Consider the following 15,775-nt stretch of genomic DNA (forward strand, 5'->3'; position numbering starts at 1 on the left):
CGAAGACACAGCAAACGACTCCCGCCTTCGTATGTTCCTCCAAGGAACAAGTTCGGGAGTCCCGGGCAAGTGGAACCTGCCTTACCCACGGACCCTACCCGAACGCCTGTCAATCATTCGCGATCATCTCCCCTGGACCTGGTGACAAGGGGTCAGGTAGCTTCAAAACCCGCAGGTCCCGTGGGTCACCACAACGCCCCGGAGAACAGACGGAACGGCCCCAACTTCCGTCACATGTACGACCGGAGAGGATCACGACCCGCCCGTGGAGAGCGAACTGCCCGACATCTACTGTCCGTTCCCGCAGCGGACGAACCCGCACGTCCCGCACGTACGGGACCATCTCGACACCTGGACCCGCAACACCGGCCTGGTACACCGGGATTCAGCCAGGGAGCGCTTCGAGCAGGCGGACTTCGGAGCCTTCGTCGGCATGGTGTACCCGACCGCCGAAAGCGAAGAACTGGACCTCGTCGCCGACTGGTTCGTCTGGCTGTTTCTCGTCGATGACCAGCTCGACGACGGCCATCTCGGCCGCAGCCCGGACCGGGTACGCGACGTGGTCGGACTGATGCATTCCGTGGTCGAGGGCACCCGCACGGGCACCCTGGCGAACGAGGAACTGCCCGCCGCGGTGGTCGCCCTCGCGGATCTGTGGGGACGCACGACACCGACCGCCGCCGTCCACTGGCGGCGCCGCTTCGCCTGGCACCTGATCACGTACCTCACGACGACCACCACCTGGGAGGCCGGCAACCGGGCCGAGGGCACGGTCCCGGCCGAGGACACGTACATCGAGAAGCGCCGCCACACCGGCGCGATACACGTGTGCATGGACCTGATAGAGATCGTGGCAGGTATCGAGGCTCCGCAGTCGATCCACAACGATCCCCGCTTCATCACCGCCCTCGAGGCCTCGTGCAACGTCGTGTGCTGGGCCAACGACGTGTATTCGTACGAGAAGGAGCAGGTGCTCGGCGAGATCCACAATCTCGTCCATCTGGTCCGCCACCACCGCGGTTACGGCAAGCAGCAGGCCCTCGAGCACGTCTGCGCGGAGATCGCCACCGAGACCGAGCGTTTCCTGACCGCGGAGGCCGAGCTGCTGGCCGCACACCCGCAGCTCGCCCCGATGCTGGAGCCGTATCTGGACGGGATGCGGAGCTGGATGCGCGGGAACCTCGACTGGTCCCGGCAGACCCCTCGCTACAACCCGGCCGACGTCAGCCAGTACAAGGAGCCGGAGCAGTATCTGGAGGCGACGGTCCTGGGGCTGCGGCAGGACTGACCGGGTCGCACCGGAACGGGATGGAAGAGGGGGGCGACGGTGATATCACCGTCGCCCCCCTCTTCCATCCCGTTCCGTTCCGGCTCAGTCGCCGTCCGGGTCGGCGCGCTCCAGTGCGGGCCGGCGCGGCGCGGCCGACTCGGTCAGCAGGTAGTCGGCCGCCGCGGTGTCCGTCACCAGGCTGGTGACGAGGCCGGACCGCAGGACCGCCCCGATCGCCGCGGCCTTGCGCTGGCCGCCGGCGATCGCCACCACCTCGGGGATCCGGCGCAGCCGGTCCGCCTCGACGGTGATGCAGCGCTCGCCGAGGTCGCGCCCGACCCGGCGCCCTTCCGAGTCGAAGAGATGCGCCGACATCTCGGCGGCGACGCCGAGCGAGGCGTAGTGCGCGCGCTCCTCGTCGGAGAGCATGTCGTGGACGGTCGAGATGCCGGGCTCCCAGGAGCCGATGGAGACGGCCGCGACGGTCACCTTGTCGAAGTACTCGAAGGCGCGGGCGATGCCGGTCTGGTGGCGCAGCGCGGCGGCCGTGGCCGGGTCGGGCAGCAGCATCGGGGCATAGATCGGGTGGGCCTCACCGCCGGACACCTGGGCGGCCCGCCGGACCGCCTCCACCGAACCGCGCTCGGCGGTTCCCGCGTCGTAGACCCCGGTGAGCTGCACGACCGTGCACGGCGGGAGCCGGTCGAGGGCCGCAGCCATGTGAATCGTGGACCGCCCCCAGGCGAGCCCGAGCACATCGCCCTCGTTCACCAGTTCGCCGAGCAGGTCGGCCGCGACCTCGCCCAGGTTCTCCGGGTCGGCGGCGTCGTCCTGCTCCTCCGCGGGGGATTCGACCACGACCGCGTGGCGCAGCCCGTAGCGGGCGCGGAGCGCGTCGGAACGCTCGGCGTCGAGCTCTGCGGGGACGCGGATCTCGATCCGTACGAGGTCACGCTCCAGGGCCGTCTCCAGGACCCGGGCCACCTTGAAGCGGCTGACGCCGAACTCCTCGGCGATCTGGATCTTGGATTTGCCCTCGAGGTAGAAGCGGCGGGCCATGGCCGCCGCCTGCACCAGCTCCGCGGGCCCCATCCGCAGGGCGGACCGGCCCGCCGACATTGCAGACACCGCGTTCTCCTCACTGCTGTTCACACTCTCGATACGCCGTTCATCCTGTCAGATACGGCGATCCTTGATCGGTCCCGTCGGACCGCGTTCATCTGCCCTTGGCCCGGCCGCCCTGCGATCGGGGGCCGGAGCGGACGCCTGCGCCGGGTCACCGGCGTCAGTGGCCGCACGCCCACCCGGCCGAGGCGATGGCCCCGTCGGCCTTCGCGCGCAGGGCCCGGACGGCTTCGGCCGGGTCCTTGGCGCCGTACACGGCGGAACCGGCGACGAAGACATCGGCGCCCGCCTCCGCGCACCGTTCGATGGTGGACTCCGAGACGCCGCCGTCGACCTGGAGCCACAGCTCGAGTCCGTGCCTGGAGATCAGCTCACGGGTGCGGCGGATCTTCGGCAGCATGATGTCGAGGAAGGACTGGCCCCCGAAGCCCGGCTCCACCGTCATGATCAGCAGCATGTCGAGCTCGGGGAGCAGGTCCTCGTACGGCTCGATGGGCGTCGCCGGCTTGAGCGCCATGGACGCGCGGGCGCCCTTGGCCCGGATCTCCCGCGCCAGCCGCACGGGGGCCGCCGCGGCCTCCGCGTGGAAGGTGACGGATCCCGCCCCCGCCTCGACGTACTGCGGGGCCCAGCGGTCCGCGTCCTCGATCATCAGATGGCAGTCCAGCGGCGTGGCCGTGGCCCTGCTGAGCGATTCCACGATCGGAACGCCGAGGGTCAGATTGGGCACGAAGTGGTTGTCCATGACATCGACGTGGAGCCAGTCGGCGCCTTCGACGGCCTGCGCCTCCTCGGCGAGACGTGCGAAGTCGGCGGAGAGAATGCTGGGGTTGATCTGGGCCATGGCCCAAGCCTGCCATGTTCTGCGGCACTTCCCCGCTTCGGTGCGCCCCAAAGCCTCACGGGATCATTACGGTTCGCGCATTCCCGGCGTTTCGCCCCCGGCCCAGCTCCTCCGGGGCGATCAGGCGGTACGCCGCAGCAGCGCGAGGTACATCGCGTCCGTGCCGTGCAGATGCGGCCACAGCTGGACGTCCGGACCGTCGCCCAGGGCGGGCACCCCGGGCATCAGCGGACGGGCGTCCACCCACTCGGCCCGGATGGCTTCGCCACCGCGTCCCTTGAGCACGTCCTCGACGACCACCCTGGTCTCCGCCAGGTGCGGCGAGCAGGTCGCGTACCCGACGACGCCGCCGACCCGTACGGCCTTCAGGGCCTCGCGCAGCAGTCCGCGCTGGAGCGGGGCGAAGCTCTCCAGGTCCTCCTTGCGGCGGCGCCAGCGGGCCTCCGGCCGGCGGCGCAGCGCGCCGAGGCCGGAGCACGGGACGTCCATCAGGATCCGGTCGAAGGTGCCGGGCAGCCACGGCGGGCGGGTGCCGTCGGCCGTGATCACCTGGTACGGGCCGGGGTTGCCGGCCAGTGAGCGCTCGACGAGACGGGCCCGGTGGGGCTGCTTCTCGGCGGCCAGCAGGGCGGCGCCGCGGCCCGCCGCCAGAGCGGCCAGCAGAGCGGCCTTGCCGCCGGGGCCGGCGCAGCCGTCGAGCCAGCGGGTGTCGCTGCCCTCCAGCGGGGCGTTGGCGAGGGCGGCGGCGACGAGCTGGCTGCCTTCGTCCTGGACACCGGCGCGGCTGTCCTGAACGGCGCTCAGGGCGCCGGGCTCGCCGCCCTCGGCCATCCGCACGGCGTAGGGCGACCAGCGGCCCGGCAGGCCGTTCTCCTCGCCCAGGGCGTCGAGCAGTTCATCGGTGGTGGAGCGGCCGGGGCGGGCGACCAGGGTGACCTCGGGCCGTTCGTTGTCGGCCTCCAGGAGGTCCTCGATCCCCGCGCGCCCGCCGCCGAGCGCGTCCCAGAGCGCCGAGACGATCCATCGCGGATGCGAGTGCACGATCGCGAGGTGGTCCTCCGCGTCGTCCTCGTAGGAGGGCGCGACCTTGGCCACCCAGCCCTCGAGGTCGTCCGCGGAGACCTTGCGCAGGACGGCGTTGACGAATTTGGCGCGCCCCTCGCCGAGCACCACGCGGGCCAGCTCCACGCTCGCGGAGACGGCGGCGTGGGTCGGGATACGGGTGCCGAGCAGCTGGTGCACGCCCATGTTCAGTACGTCCAGGACCGGCGGGTCGACCTCGCGCAGGGGCCGGTCGATGCACGCGGCGACGATCGCGTCGTAGGTGCCTTGGCGGCGCAGCGTGCCGTAGACCAGCTCGGTCGCCAGCGCCGCGTCCCGGTTGTCGAAGTCGCCCTTGGCGCGGGCCTTCTTCAGCAGCGGGGGCAGCACGAGGTTGGCGTACGCGTCACGCTCGTCGACGGCCCGGAGGGCCTCGAAGGCAAGGAACCGGACCGGGTCCTTCTGCGGACGGCGGTGCGGCTTGGCGGGACGGCGACGCGGCTGGTCGTTCACGTGAAAGGTGCTCCGCTGATGGTGAGAGGACGAACCCTCCCAGCCTACGTCCCCGCCCCGGCCCGCCGGTCCGCGCGGGCTAGATGCCCACGAGCTCGCCGGGAACGATGCGTACCCCGCGCGCCCAGTCGGCGGCGCGCATCGGCTTCTTGCCCTGGGGCTGGACCCAGAGCAGCTCGATCGCGTGGGATCCGGTGCCCACGTACACGTTGTTCTTGGCCGCGGACAGCTCGCCGGGTGCCAGGTCGGCCCGGTCCACGACGGGCACGGCCTGGATCAGCTTGAGGCGCTCGCCGCGAAAGAGCGTCCACGCGCCGGGGGCCGGGGTGCACCCGCGGACCACCCGGTCGACACGCAGGGCGGGCGCCGCCCACTGGACCTGGGCGTCCTCGACGGTGATCTTCGGCGCGAGGGTGATCCCCTCCGCGGGCTGCGGTACCGCGTGCAGGGTGCCGTCCTCGATGCCGTCCATGGTCGCGACGAGCAGCCCGGCGCCGGCGAACGCCAGCCGGGTCAGCAGGTCGCCGCTGGTGTCGGTGGGCCGCACCTCCTCGGTGAGGACGCCGTAGACCGGTCCGGAGTCGAGCCCCTCCTCGATGAGGAAGGTCGAGGCCCCCGTCACCTCGTCGCCCGCCATGACCGCGTGCTGCACGGGCGCGGCACCGCGCCAGGCCGGCAGCAGCGAGAAGTGCAGGTTGACCCAGCCGCGGGCGGGGACGTCGAGTGCGGCCTTGGGCAGCAGGGCCCCGTAGGCGACGACCGGGCAGCAGTCCGGTGCGATCTCCCGCAGCCTCGCCAGGAAGTCCTCGTCGCGTGGCCTGGCCGGCTTGAGCACCTCGATCCCGGCCTCCTCGGCCCGCTCGGCGACGGGACTGGCCACCAGCCGGCGCCCACGCCCCGCGGGGGCGTCGGGCCTGGTCACGACGGCGGCCACGTCATGGCGACCGGAGGCGATCAGGGCGTCCAGTGCGGGTACGGCTACCTCGGGGGTGCCTGCGAAGACGAGCTTCATGGGTGGCTGACTGCCTCTCAGGCCGAAACGTTACGGTGACGAGCAACGCACAAGTCTATGGGCCCGGCGCCCGGGGGGCGTACGCACGGTTGCGCGCCCCTTGCATGTGCATATGCGCCCCCGGAGCGTGACCAGATCCCCGGGTGAGGCGTTGGTCAAGAGAGATTGACCGAAGCGAGCCGCCCTGGTGCGGCCCGATCCCTTTCAACGCCGGTTCGAGAGGCTTCTTCATGGCCGACCACGCAACCCACGACGCCCAAGCGCGGGCCAGCCTGCATCTTCTGGTGCGGGACATCGAGCGGGTCCGGCGGCAGGTGGACGCACTGCGCACGCTCACGGCCCAACTGGGCAACGTCTACCGTCCGCGCCGCTCCGGCCCTTCCACGGGCTTCGTCGTCTACGGCAGGGCCCCGGCCCCCACCGTCAGGCTGGCCCAGGAACTGCGGGACAGCGTCGAGACCCTGGTCACGGCGGCAGTGGACTTCGACCGTTCACTGGGCTTCTCCTGGGACGCCGTGGGCTCCGCGCTCGGGGTCACCAAGCAGGCGGTCCACCGCCGTTACGGCGCACGGCGCGCCGCCCCTCAGCCGGTGACGGCCGAGGGCGCCGCCGAGGTCGTGGCGCAGCGACCGGTGCCGATGGTTCCGGGCTCCCCCGTCGCGCCCGCGGTGCCTGCCGCGCGCTCGATGCCGCCGCAGCCGTCGGCGGACCACCCGTCGCTGCGCGAGGAACTGCGCCCCGGCGCATTCCCGGGACCGCGCAACGGCTGAGCCCTCCACGCGGCCCGGCACACCTGCGCGGGGCCCCTTGGTGCGGGGTTCCGTTTGTGCGGGGTTCCGTTTGTGCGGGGTTCCGTCCTCAAGCGCCGGACGGGCTTTTGTGCGGGTGCCCCGCGGATCGCCTTGTCCGGTGGGTGGGGGTGGGGCCCCTCCGGGGAGACTCCTCAAAAATGGCGTGTGCACCCCGGTCCGTAAGGGACCCGGGTCGTACGCCATTTTCTGCGGGGACTCCCCTGCACGTCCCCACCCGGCCGCCATCGCGTCTGCACGCCGGCGGTAGTACTGCCGCAGACGCAGGGCGGCCGGTCCGGGGCCGTGCAGGGGAGTCCCCGCAGGACGACGAACATCGACCCGGGTCGCTTGCGTACCCGCCGAACGTTCGTCGTCCGAGGAGTCTCCCCGGAGGGGCACCGGACCCCCACCACCGGGGGAACGCGCCTCCGCGTCGCGGAGCACCCGCACCAAGCCCGTCCGGCGATTGAGGACGGAACCCCCAGCCCCGGACCTGGGCAAGGTCAAGACCCCCGCTGCCGCCCGCCCAAGGGCCCCGCACCGTCACCCGATATCCGGCGGGTCCACCCGGATCCGTACCGCACCGCCGGCGCCGCCCCCGCCGCTCCCCCGGGACATCCGTGCCGCCTGTGCCGCCTTCAGCGCGGCCGCCAGCGCCGCCCCGCTGCCCGGTGGCACCCTGATCAGCGCCCGCTCCCAGGTCTCCCCGGCCGGCGCCTCGAAGGGTCTGCGGGGCCGTCCCGGCTCACCCCCGGGGACCGGCACCGGACCGAGCACCTCGGCGTCCGGCGGCAGCTGTGCGGCGTCCAGGAACCCGGCGAGTGCCTCCGGCGCCCCCGTCACCGACGCCATCCGGGACACCGGCGGAAAGCCCAGCTCGGCCCGTTCCGCGAGTTCACGCCGCGCGTGGCCGACCGGGTCCCAGCGCACCAGTGCCTGCACGGGCCGCAGCGTCGGCTCGGCCACGATCACCACCGTGCCGCCCTCAGGCTGCCCCCGTACCAGTGAGGCCGCGGCCGTCCAGCGGCGCAGCGCCTCCTCCCCGGCCCGCAGGTCGGGGCGGCCGACCATCGCCCAGCCGTCCAGCAGCAGCGCCGCCGCGTACCCGCCCTCGGCGACCGGCTCCGCCCCCGGCGTGCTGACCACCAGCGCGGGCTGGTCCGGCACCGAGTCCAGGATGTGGTCACGGCCCGACGTGCGCACCGGCACGTCGGGAAACGCCCGGCCGAGCTCCTCCGCGGTCCGGCGGGCGCCCACGATCTGAGCGCGCAGCCGGAAGGAGCCGCAGGCGACGCAGTGCCAGGAGGTCTCGGCCCGGCCGCACCAGGCACAGTTCAGGTCCTGCTGGTCGGGCGCCTCCAGGGGCCCCGCGCAGTGCCGGCACCGTGCGGGTTCCCGGCAGCGCTCGCAGGCCAGCCGGGGGACGTAGCCGCGCCGGGGCACCTGCACCAGCACCGGTCCGCTGCGCAGCCCGTCCCGCACCGTCTGCCAGGCGAGGCTCGGCAGCCGGGCGGCGCGGGCGGCACCGTCCCGCGCGAGCTCGCCGTCGCCGACGGTGCGCACCAGGGGCGCCGCGATCCGCAGCTGCTCCCGGTCCGGGCGCAGCGGCAGCGCCCAGCCGCTCTCGACGAGCTGCGCGGCCTCCACGGTGCAGTTCGTCCCGCCCAGCAGGAAGGCGCACCGGCCGTGCGCGGCCCGCAGTTCCAGGACCTCGCGCACATGCGGGAAGGGGGCGTGGTCGTCGCTGTGGCTGGAATCCCCGTCGTCCCAGATCGCCACCAGGCCGAGATCGGCGACGGGCGCGAACATCGCGGCCCTGGTCCCCACCACGGCCCGGACGGACCCGCGCCGTACGGCGAGCCACTCCCGGTACCGCTTCTCGGGTCCCGAGCCGGCGGTCAGCAGGGCGTGGCGGCCTTCACCGAGCAGCGCGGTGAGCGCGGCGTCGACCCGTCCCGCGGTCCGCCCGTCGGGGACCACGACCAGCGCGCCGCGTCCCGAGGCGAGGGTCGCGGCGACGGCCGTGGCGATCTCCTGGGGCCAGTGCGGTCCCGGCAGCGCGGTCCACACGGCCCGGGGGGCGCCGCCGCCGGCCAGAGCCGTCAGGAACGCCGCCCCCTGCCCGTACCGCTCCCAGGTCCCGGGCGACGGCGCAGCGGGCGCGGGGAGCGGTTGCGGGGACGGTCTGGACTCGGCCTTGGCGTTCCTGGGTGGCACGGCGAGCTGCAGGACGTCGGCGAGGCTGCCCGCGTACCGGTCGGCGACGGCCCGCGCGAGGCCCAGCAGCTCCGGTCCCAGGACGGGTTCGGGCGAGACGACGGAGGCGAGCGCGGCCAGCGCTCCGCTGTAGTCGGACTCGGCCAGCCGCTCGACCAGGAATCCGTCGATCAGCCCGCCGCCCTCGCGACGCCCGCCCCGCACATTGCGTCCTCCGGCCCCGAACCGCACGCGCACGCGCACACCGGGCTGAGCCTCGGCGTCGAGCTCCTCGGGCACGGCGTAGTCGAAGTACTGGTCGAGGTGGAGGGCGCCCTTGTTGACCAGCACGCGGGCGACGGGGAGCTCCCTGGCGAGCGCGGCCCCTCGCCAGGTCCGGGGTTTGGCGCGCGGCACGTCGGCCCGGCGCACGGTCTCCCGGATCAGCGCAAGCTGTTCCGGCGCCCCGGCTTCGGGCCGGTCGGACTGCTCGTTGTCGCTGCTCACAGCCAAATTCCTACCAGATGCCTCTGACAGCGGGGTCCCCACGGACGGACGGCCCGGACACGAACGCGCCGGAGCCCGGACACCGTGACGGTGTCCGGGCTCCGGCGGTACGACTGGGAAGGCCCCGGGCCTACAGGCCTGCGGCCGTGCGCAGCGCGTCCACCCGGTCCGTGCGCTCCCACGTGAAGTCGGGGAGCTCGCGGCCGAAGTGTCCGTACGCCGCGGTCTGGGCGTAGATCGGGCGGAGCAGGTCGAGGTCGCGGATGATCGCGGCCGGACGGAGGTCGAAGACCTCGCCGATGGCGTGCTCGATCTTCTCGGGCTCGATCGCCGCGGTGCCGAAGGTCTCGACGAAGAGGCCCACCGGCTCGGCCTTGCCGATCGCGTACGCGACCTGCACCTCGCAACGGGCCGCGAGGCCCGCCGCGACGACGTTCTTGGCGACCCAGCGCATCGCGTACGCGGCCGAGCGGTCCACCTTCGACGGGTCCTTGCCCGAGAAGGCGCCACCACCGTGGCGGGCCATGCCGCCGTAGGTGTCGATGATGATCTTGCGGCCGGTCAGACCGGCGTCACCCATCGGGCCGCCGATCTCGAAGCGTCCGGTCGGGTTGACCAGCAGGCGGTAGCCCTCGGTGTCCAGCTTGATGCCGTCCTCGATCAGCTGCGCCAGCACGTGCTCGACGACGAACTCGCGGATGTCGGGCGCGAGGAGCGAGTCGAGGTCGATGTCGCTGGCGTGCTGCGAGGAGACGACGACCGTGTCGAGACGGACGGCCTTGTCGCCGTCGTACTCGATGGTGACCTGGGTCTTGCCGTCGGGACGCAGGTACGGGATCGTCCCGTTCTTGCGGACCTCGGAGAGGCGGCGCGAGAGCCGGTGCGCCAGGTGGATCGGCAGCGGCATCAGCTCGGGCGTCTCGTCGCAGGCGTAGCCGAACATGAGGCCCTGGTCGCCGGCGCCCTGCTTGTCGAGCTCGTCCTCGTCGCCCTCGACCCGCTTCTCGTACGCGGTGTCGACGCCCTGCGCGATGTCGGGCGACTGTGCGCCGATGGACACCGAGACGCCGCAGGAGGCGCCGTCGAAGCCCTTCTTCGAGGAGTCGTAGCCGATCTCCAGGACCTTGTTGCGGACCAGCGTCGGGATGTCGGCGTAGGCCTTGGTCGTGACCTCACCCGCAACATGCACCAGACCGGTGGTGATCAAGGTCTCGACGGCGACACGCGACGTCGGGTCCTCACGCAGGAGTGCATCGAGAATGGTGTCGCTGATCTGGTCAGCGATCTTGTCGGGGTGACCCTCGGTAACGGACTCCGAGGTGAAGAGACGGCGGGACACATCGCTCCCTGGGGTTGCAGCGGCTGCTGGCTGATCATTGGGCGGACGGCCGGGAGCTGCGCCCGGTACGGTCCGGGACCAGTTTATCGGTCGGCTCCGGCTGCCGGACAACGTGTCTCGCCCTTTGGGAGTTCTGTGACATGCCCCACCGGCCGCCGGAAGCCGCCCGGGACGCCGTTCCCACCCGTATTGCAAGGGATCGGGCCGTCGCGGCCCGGACACGAGAAATTCACCCGAGACGCGCAGACACGAGATCCCAGACCGTGTCGGCCAGTGCCTCCTTGGGCCCGTACGGCACGGGGGTCTCGCTGCCGTCTGCCGCGAGCACCACGGCTTCGTTCTCCTCGGAGCCGAAGGTCTTGAGCTCCCCCACCTCGTTGACCACCAGCAGGTCGCAGCCCTTGCGGCGGAGTTTCTCGCGGCCGTTGGCGAGGACGTTGTCGGTCTCGGCGGCGAATCCGACGACGATCTGCTCCGGCGTGGCGCGCTCGGCCGACACCTCGGCGAGGATGTCGGGATTGCGTACGAGCGCGACGGGGGCGGGCTCCAGGCCGTCCTTCTTCTTGATCTTCCCCTGGGCGTACTCCGCGGGGCGGAAGTCGGCGACCGCCGCGGCCATCACCACGACGTCGGCGTCCGCCGCCGCCTTCAGCACGGCCTCGCGCAACTGCACCGCGGTGCCCACGCGGACGATGTCGGCGCCGGACGGATCGGGCAGTCCGGTGTTGGCCTCGACGAGCGTGACCCGCGCGCCCCGGGCGACCGCGGTGCGGGCGAGCGCGTACCCCTGCTTGCCCGAGGAGCGGTTGCCGAGGTAGCGGACCGGGTCGAGGGGCTCGCGGGTGCCGCCCGCGCTGATCACCACGTGCCGGCCGGCGAGGTCGGGGGCGACGGGGCCGCGGGCCAGGACGCGGCGGCAGACCTCGAAGATCTCCGCCGGGTCGGGCAGCCTGCCCTTGCCGGTGTCGACGCCGGTCAGACGGCCGACGGCGGGCTCGATGACGACGGCGCCTCGGCGGCGCAGCGTGGCGACGTTCTCCTGAGTGGCGGGGTGCTCCCACATCTCCGTGTGCATGGCGGGCGCGAAGACGACCGGACAGCGGGCGGTGAGCAGGGTGTTGGTGAGCAGGTCGTCGGCCAGTCCGTGGGCCGCCTTGGCGAGCATGTCGGCGGTGGCGGGGGCGACGACGACGAGGTCGGCGTGCTGGCCGATCCGTACGTGCGGGACCTCGTGGACGTCGTTCCAGACCTCGGTGGAGACCGGGTGGCCGGAGAGCGCCGACCAGGTGGCGGCGCCCACGAAGTGCAACGACGACTCGGTCGGGACGACCCGTACGTCGTGGCCGGACTCGGTCAGCCGGCGCAGCAGCTCGCACGCCTTGTAGGCGGCGATGCCCCCGCTGACCCCCAGGACGACCTTCGGCTTGTCCACTGCGTCTCCCCGCACTCGGATACGTACGCGCTCCGTACATCCACCATGCTGCCTCACCGCCGCAGCCGTTGGCCCGTCGCCCCGGACACACCTCAGGCCCGGCGGTGGTGACCGCCGGGCCTGAGGTGAAGGTGCGTTTCCTGCTTACTGCGCGGGGCCCTCGATGGCCTCGGAGGTGAGCAGGCCCGCGTTGATCTCGCGGAGCGCGATCGAAAGCGGCTTCTCGTGCACGTGTGTGTCGACGAGCGGCCCGACGTACTCGAGGAGTCCCTCACCGAGCTGCGAGTAGTACGCGTTGATCTGGCGCGCGCGCTTGGCGGCGTAGATCACGAGGCTGTACTTCGAGTCGGTTGCTTCGAGGAGCTCATCAATCGGCGGGTTGATGATGCCCTCGGGCGTGGTGATGGAAGAGGACACTCTCTGCCTTCCGAAGGGGGTGAAGATCAAAGAAATCTTTGACACTCAGGGGCTTTGTGGCCGGTGCCCCCGTGTCGGTGCGTTCATTCGCCGCCGGCACGGTGGCCGGAAGCCTCCAGCATCAAGGTTAGCAGCTCACGTGCCACGTCCTCGACGGAGGTGTTGACAAGCGTCGTATCGAACTCGGATTCGGCGGCCAGTTCGACCTTGGCCGCGCCGAGACGGCGCTCGATCACGTCGGGCGCCTCGGTCCCGCGGCCGGTGAGCCGGCGCACCAGCTCGTCCCAGCTCGGCGGGGCGAGGAAGACCAGCTGGGCGTCGGCCATGGACTGGCGGACGAGCCGGGCGCCCTGGAGGTCGATCTCCAGCAGCACCGGCTCACCGGCCTCCAGCCGCTCCTGCACGGCACGCCGCGGCGTGCCGTAGCGGTTGCCGGCGAACTCGGCCCACTCCAGCAGCTCACCATTGGCGATCAGCTTGTCGAACTCCTCGTTGTCCACGAAGAAGTAGTGGACACCGTTGCGTTCGCCGGGGCGGGGCTTGCGGGTCGTCGCCGACACGGAGAGCCATACCTCGGGGTGGACCTTGCGCATATGCGCGACGACCGTGCTCTTGCCGACCCCCGAGGGGCCGGAGAGCACGGTCAGCCGCGGACGTACGTCCGGGGGTACGGGGGACGTCCCCCGGGATGTTGCAGCCATGGAGCGATTATCCCGGTTCTCAGGAGTGCCTGAGACCGTCAGGCGGCACTGCCGCCGAACTCACGCTCCAGGGATGCGATCTGGTTGGAGCCGAGACCCCGGACCCGGCGGCTCTCGGAGATGCCGAGCCGCTCCATGATCTGCTTGGCGCGGACCTTGCCCACGCCGGGCAGGGACTCCAGCAGGGCGGAGACCTTCATCTTCCCGATGACGTCGTTCTCCTGGCCCGACTTGATGACCTCGTGGAGGGAGGCGCCGGAGTGCTTGAGTCGATTCTTGACCTCGGCCCGCTCCCGGCGAGCCGCGGCGGCCTTTTCGAGCGCGGCTGCGCGCTGTTCAGGGGTAAGGGGCGGAAGAGCCACGCCTACGTCACCTCGGATGTCGATCTGTCGGATACGGACCGGTGAGGCGACTGGATCGCCCCTCACCTGGTGAGCCGCGAACAACCTGTGCTCGTTGGCTCTCGACGGAGACTAGCGGCCAGGGCCGCTCGAGTCAGCGAGAACGGACTAAAAGTCCTGGTCAGCCTTAGCCGACCAGGACATTCCAGGCATAACAACCGAGTTTTTTGGTCAGGATTCCGTCAACACGCTGTTACGTGGCAGTGTCAGCGGTCCGAGACGGCCGCACGGACCTCGTCCGCGAACCGTCCGGCGGCTTCGCGCAGCCCTGACGCGTCCGGACCGTGGCGCAGCACGCCCCGGCTGACGCTGGGCACCACGTTGCGCACCGCGTCGCCGAAGACACCCGGCAGATCCGCCGGCGTGGCCCCCTGGGCGCCGATGCCGGGGGCGAGCAGCGGGCCGTTGATCGCGAGGTTCACACCCGCGTCGCCGAGCGTGGCCCCGACCACGGCGCCGACCGAGCCGAGCGGGGTGGCCCCCTCGTTCTCGGCGGCCATGTGGTCGAGCATCAGCTGGGCCAGCGAGCGGCCGTCGGCCGCGGTGGCGCGCTGCACCTCGGCGCCCTCCGGGTTGGAGGTGAGGGCCAGCACGAAGACGCCCGATCCGGAGACGGCCGCCGCGTCGAGCGCCGGCCGCAGCGAGCCGAAGCCGAGGTAGGGCGAGACGGTGACCGCGTCGGAGAACAGCGGCGAGTCCTTGTCCAGGTAGGTCGCGGCGTAGGCACCCATCGTGGAGCCGATGTCCCCGCGCTTGGCGTCCATCAGGACCAGCGCGCCGGCCGCCCTGGCCTCCTCGACGGCCTTCTCCAGGACGGCGACGCCGCGCGAGCCGAAGCGCTCGAAGAACGCGGACTGCGGCTTGAGCACGGCGACCCGGTCCGCCAGCGCCTCGACGACCGTACGGGTGAAGCGCTCCAGGCCCGCGATGTCGTCGTTCAGACCCCAGGAGGTGAGCAGGGAGGCGTGCGGGTCGATGCCGACGCAGAGCGGGCCACGGGTGTCCATGGCGTGGCGCAGACGGGCGCCGAAGGGTTCCGGGGTCATTTCGCTGCCTTCCTGGTTTCCGCGCCGACCGCGTCGGCGAGGGTGGCGTACGGGGAGGCGGCCAGGCGCGCGGCCAGGCCCTTGTGGATCGCGCGGGCGTAGAACGGGCCCTCGTAGATGAAGGCGCTGTAGCCCTGGACGAGCGTGGCGCCGGCGAGGATGCGCTGCCAGGCGTCCTCGGCGTTCTCGATGCCGCCGACGCCGACCAGGGTGATCCGGTCGCCCACGCGCGCGTAGAGGCGGCCCAGGACCGCCAGGGAGCGCTCCTTGAGGGGTGCGCCGGACAGGCCGCCGGTCTCCTGGACCAGGGAGGCCGGGGACTTCAGCCCCAGGCTCTCGCGGGCGATGGTGGTGTTGGTGGCGATGATGCCGTCCAGGCCCAGTTCCACGGCGAGGTCGGCGACCGCGTCGACGTCCTCGTCCGCGAGGTCGGGGGCAATCTTGACCAGCAGCGGAACCCGGCGGCCTGTGACGGTCCGGTCGGCCGCCTCGCGCACGGCGGTCAGCAGCGGGCGCAGCGACTCGGTGGCCTGGAGGTTGCGCAGTCCGGGCGTGTTGGGCGAGGAGACGTTGACGACGAGGTAGTCGGCGTGCGCGGCGAGCCGCTCGGTGGACTTCACGTAGTCGGCGGCCGCGTCTGCCTCGGCGACGACCTTCGTCTTGCCGATGTTGACGCCGACGGTGGTCCGGAAGACCGGGTTGCGGGCGGCCAGGCGCTCGGCCACGGCGGCCGAGCCCTCGTTGTTGAAACCCATGCGGTTGATGAGCGCGCGGTCCGCGACGAGGCGGAAGAGGCGCTTCTTGGGGTTTCCGGGCTGCGGTTCGCCGGTGACCGTGCCGATCTCGACGTGGTCGAAGCCGAGCATGGCCATGCCGTCGATCGCGATGGCGTTCTTGTCGAAGCCGGCGGCGAGGCCGAAGGGGCCGTGCATCCGCAGGCCAAGGGCCTCGGTGCGCAGTTCCTTGTACCGGGGGGCGAGCGCGGCGGCGACGAAGGTGCGCAGCACGGGGACGCGGGCGGCGAGGCGGATCCAGCGGAAGGCGGCGTAGTGGGCGCGCTCCGGGTCCATGCGCTTGAAGACCAGCTGGAAGAAGAGTTTGTACATCACGGTGTCCTCATGAAGAGGGGGACACCGTTTC

General features: G+C 71.9%; 14 protein-coding genes. 2 read left to right on the forward strand and 12 right to left on the reverse strand.

Translation table 11 applies throughout. From position 1 onward, the window contains the following. The first annotated feature begins 265 nt into the window (after positions 1 to 265). A complete protein-coding gene (locus tag OG782_RS05825; RefSeq protein ID WP_406448324.1) occupies positions 266 to 1,288 on the forward strand; it encodes a terpene cyclase in 1,023 nt (340 codons plus the stop codon). An 84-nt stretch (positions 1,289 to 1,372) separates the two neighbouring features. On the opposite strand, the gene OG782_RS05830 is transcribed toward OG782_RS05825, so the two are convergent. The 4 genes from OG782_RS05830 to fmt all read right to left on the reverse strand — a co-directional run bounded on the left by OG782_RS05830 (position 1,373) and on the right by fmt (position 5,805). Next, the gene (locus OG782_RS05830) at positions 1,373 to 2,389 is read right to left on the reverse strand and encodes a sugar-binding transcriptional regulator (RefSeq protein WP_406458869.1); all 1,017 of its coding nucleotides are present in this window, start codon (positions 2,387 to 2,389) and stop codon (positions 1,373 to 1,375) included. Between the two features lie 166 nt (positions 2,390 to 2,555). Continuing rightward, a complete protein-coding gene (rpe, locus tag OG782_RS05835) occupies positions 2,556 to 3,239 on the reverse strand; it encodes a ribulose-phosphate 3-epimerase (RefSeq protein ID WP_406448325.1) in 684 nt (227 codons plus the stop codon). Between the two features lie 120 nt (positions 3,240 to 3,359). Continuing rightward, entirely contained in the window at positions 3,360 to 4,793 is a 1,434-nt protein-coding gene (locus OG782_RS05840) for an RsmB/NOP family class I SAM-dependent RNA methyltransferase (RefSeq protein ID WP_406448326.1), read from the reverse strand. A gap of 79 nt (positions 4,794 to 4,872) precedes the next feature. Next, positions 4,873 to 5,805, reverse strand: a complete 933-nt coding sequence (fmt, locus tag OG782_RS05845; protein ID WP_406448327.1) for a methionyl-tRNA formyltransferase — start codon at positions 5,803 to 5,805, stop codon at positions 4,873 to 4,875. A gap of 230 nt (positions 5,806 to 6,035) precedes the next feature. On the opposite strand from fmt, the gene OG782_RS05850 reads away from it, so the two are divergent. Further along, entirely contained in the window at positions 6,036 to 6,575 is a 540-nt protein-coding gene (locus OG782_RS05850) for a hypothetical protein (protein WP_406448328.1), read from the forward strand. 564 nt (positions 6,576 to 7,139) lie between these two features. On the opposite strand, the gene OG782_RS05855 is transcribed toward OG782_RS05850, so the two are convergent. The 8 genes from OG782_RS05855 to OG782_RS05890 form a co-directional block, all read right to left on the reverse strand. Then, the gene (locus OG782_RS05855; protein ID WP_406448329.1) at positions 7,140 to 9,299 is read right to left on the reverse strand and encodes a primosomal protein N'; all 2,160 of its coding nucleotides are present in this window, start codon (positions 9,297 to 9,299) and stop codon (positions 7,140 to 7,142) included. A gap of 130 nt (positions 9,300 to 9,429) precedes the next feature. Further along, positions 9,430 to 10,638, reverse strand: coding sequence for a methionine adenosyltransferase (gene metK / locus OG782_RS05860; RefSeq protein ID WP_406448330.1), 1,209 nt, complete (start codon positions 10,636 to 10,638; stop codon positions 9,430 to 9,432). A 229-nt stretch (positions 10,639 to 10,867) separates the two neighbouring features. Next, a complete protein-coding gene (gene coaBC, locus OG782_RS05865; protein WP_406448331.1) occupies positions 10,868 to 12,070 on the reverse strand; it encodes a bifunctional phosphopantothenoylcysteine decarboxylase/phosphopantothenate--cysteine ligase CoaBC in 1,203 nt (400 codons plus the stop codon). A 144-nt stretch (positions 12,071 to 12,214) separates the two neighbouring features. Continuing rightward, positions 12,215 to 12,487 (reverse strand): DNA-directed RNA polymerase subunit omega, encoded by a 273-nt coding sequence (gene rpoZ, locus OG782_RS05870; protein ID WP_003970369.1) that lies wholly within the window; start codon positions 12,485 to 12,487, stop codon positions 12,215 to 12,217. 83 nt (positions 12,488 to 12,570) lie between these two features. Further along, positions 12,571 to 13,188, reverse strand: a complete 618-nt coding sequence (gene gmk, locus OG782_RS05875; RefSeq protein ID WP_406448332.1) for a guanylate kinase — start codon at positions 13,186 to 13,188, stop codon at positions 12,571 to 12,573. Positions 13,189 to 13,226: 38 nt separating this feature from the next. Further along, a complete protein-coding gene (locus tag OG782_RS05880; RefSeq protein ID WP_018524251.1) occupies positions 13,227 to 13,550 on the reverse strand; it encodes an integration host factor in 324 nt (107 codons plus the stop codon). A 245-nt stretch (positions 13,551 to 13,795) separates the two neighbouring features. Continuing rightward, positions 13,796 to 14,635: an orotidine-5'-phosphate decarboxylase gene (gene pyrF, locus OG782_RS05885; RefSeq protein WP_406448333.1), complete on the reverse strand. Its 840-nt coding sequence runs from the start codon at positions 14,633 to 14,635 to the stop codon at positions 13,796 to 13,798. Further along, the gene (locus OG782_RS05890; protein ID WP_406448334.1) at positions 14,632 to 15,741 is read right to left on the reverse strand and encodes a quinone-dependent dihydroorotate dehydrogenase; all 1,110 of its coding nucleotides are present in this window, start codon (positions 15,739 to 15,741) and stop codon (positions 14,632 to 14,634) included. Before OG782_RS05890 ends, pyrF begins: the two co-directional genes overlap by 4 nt. Between the last annotated feature and the right edge of the window lie 34 nt (positions 15,742 to 15,775).

This window comes from Streptomyces sp. NBC_00876 (assembly GCF_045207435.1).
Taxonomy (GTDB): domain Bacteria; phylum Actinomycetota; class Actinomycetes; order Streptomycetales; family Streptomycetaceae; genus Streptomyces.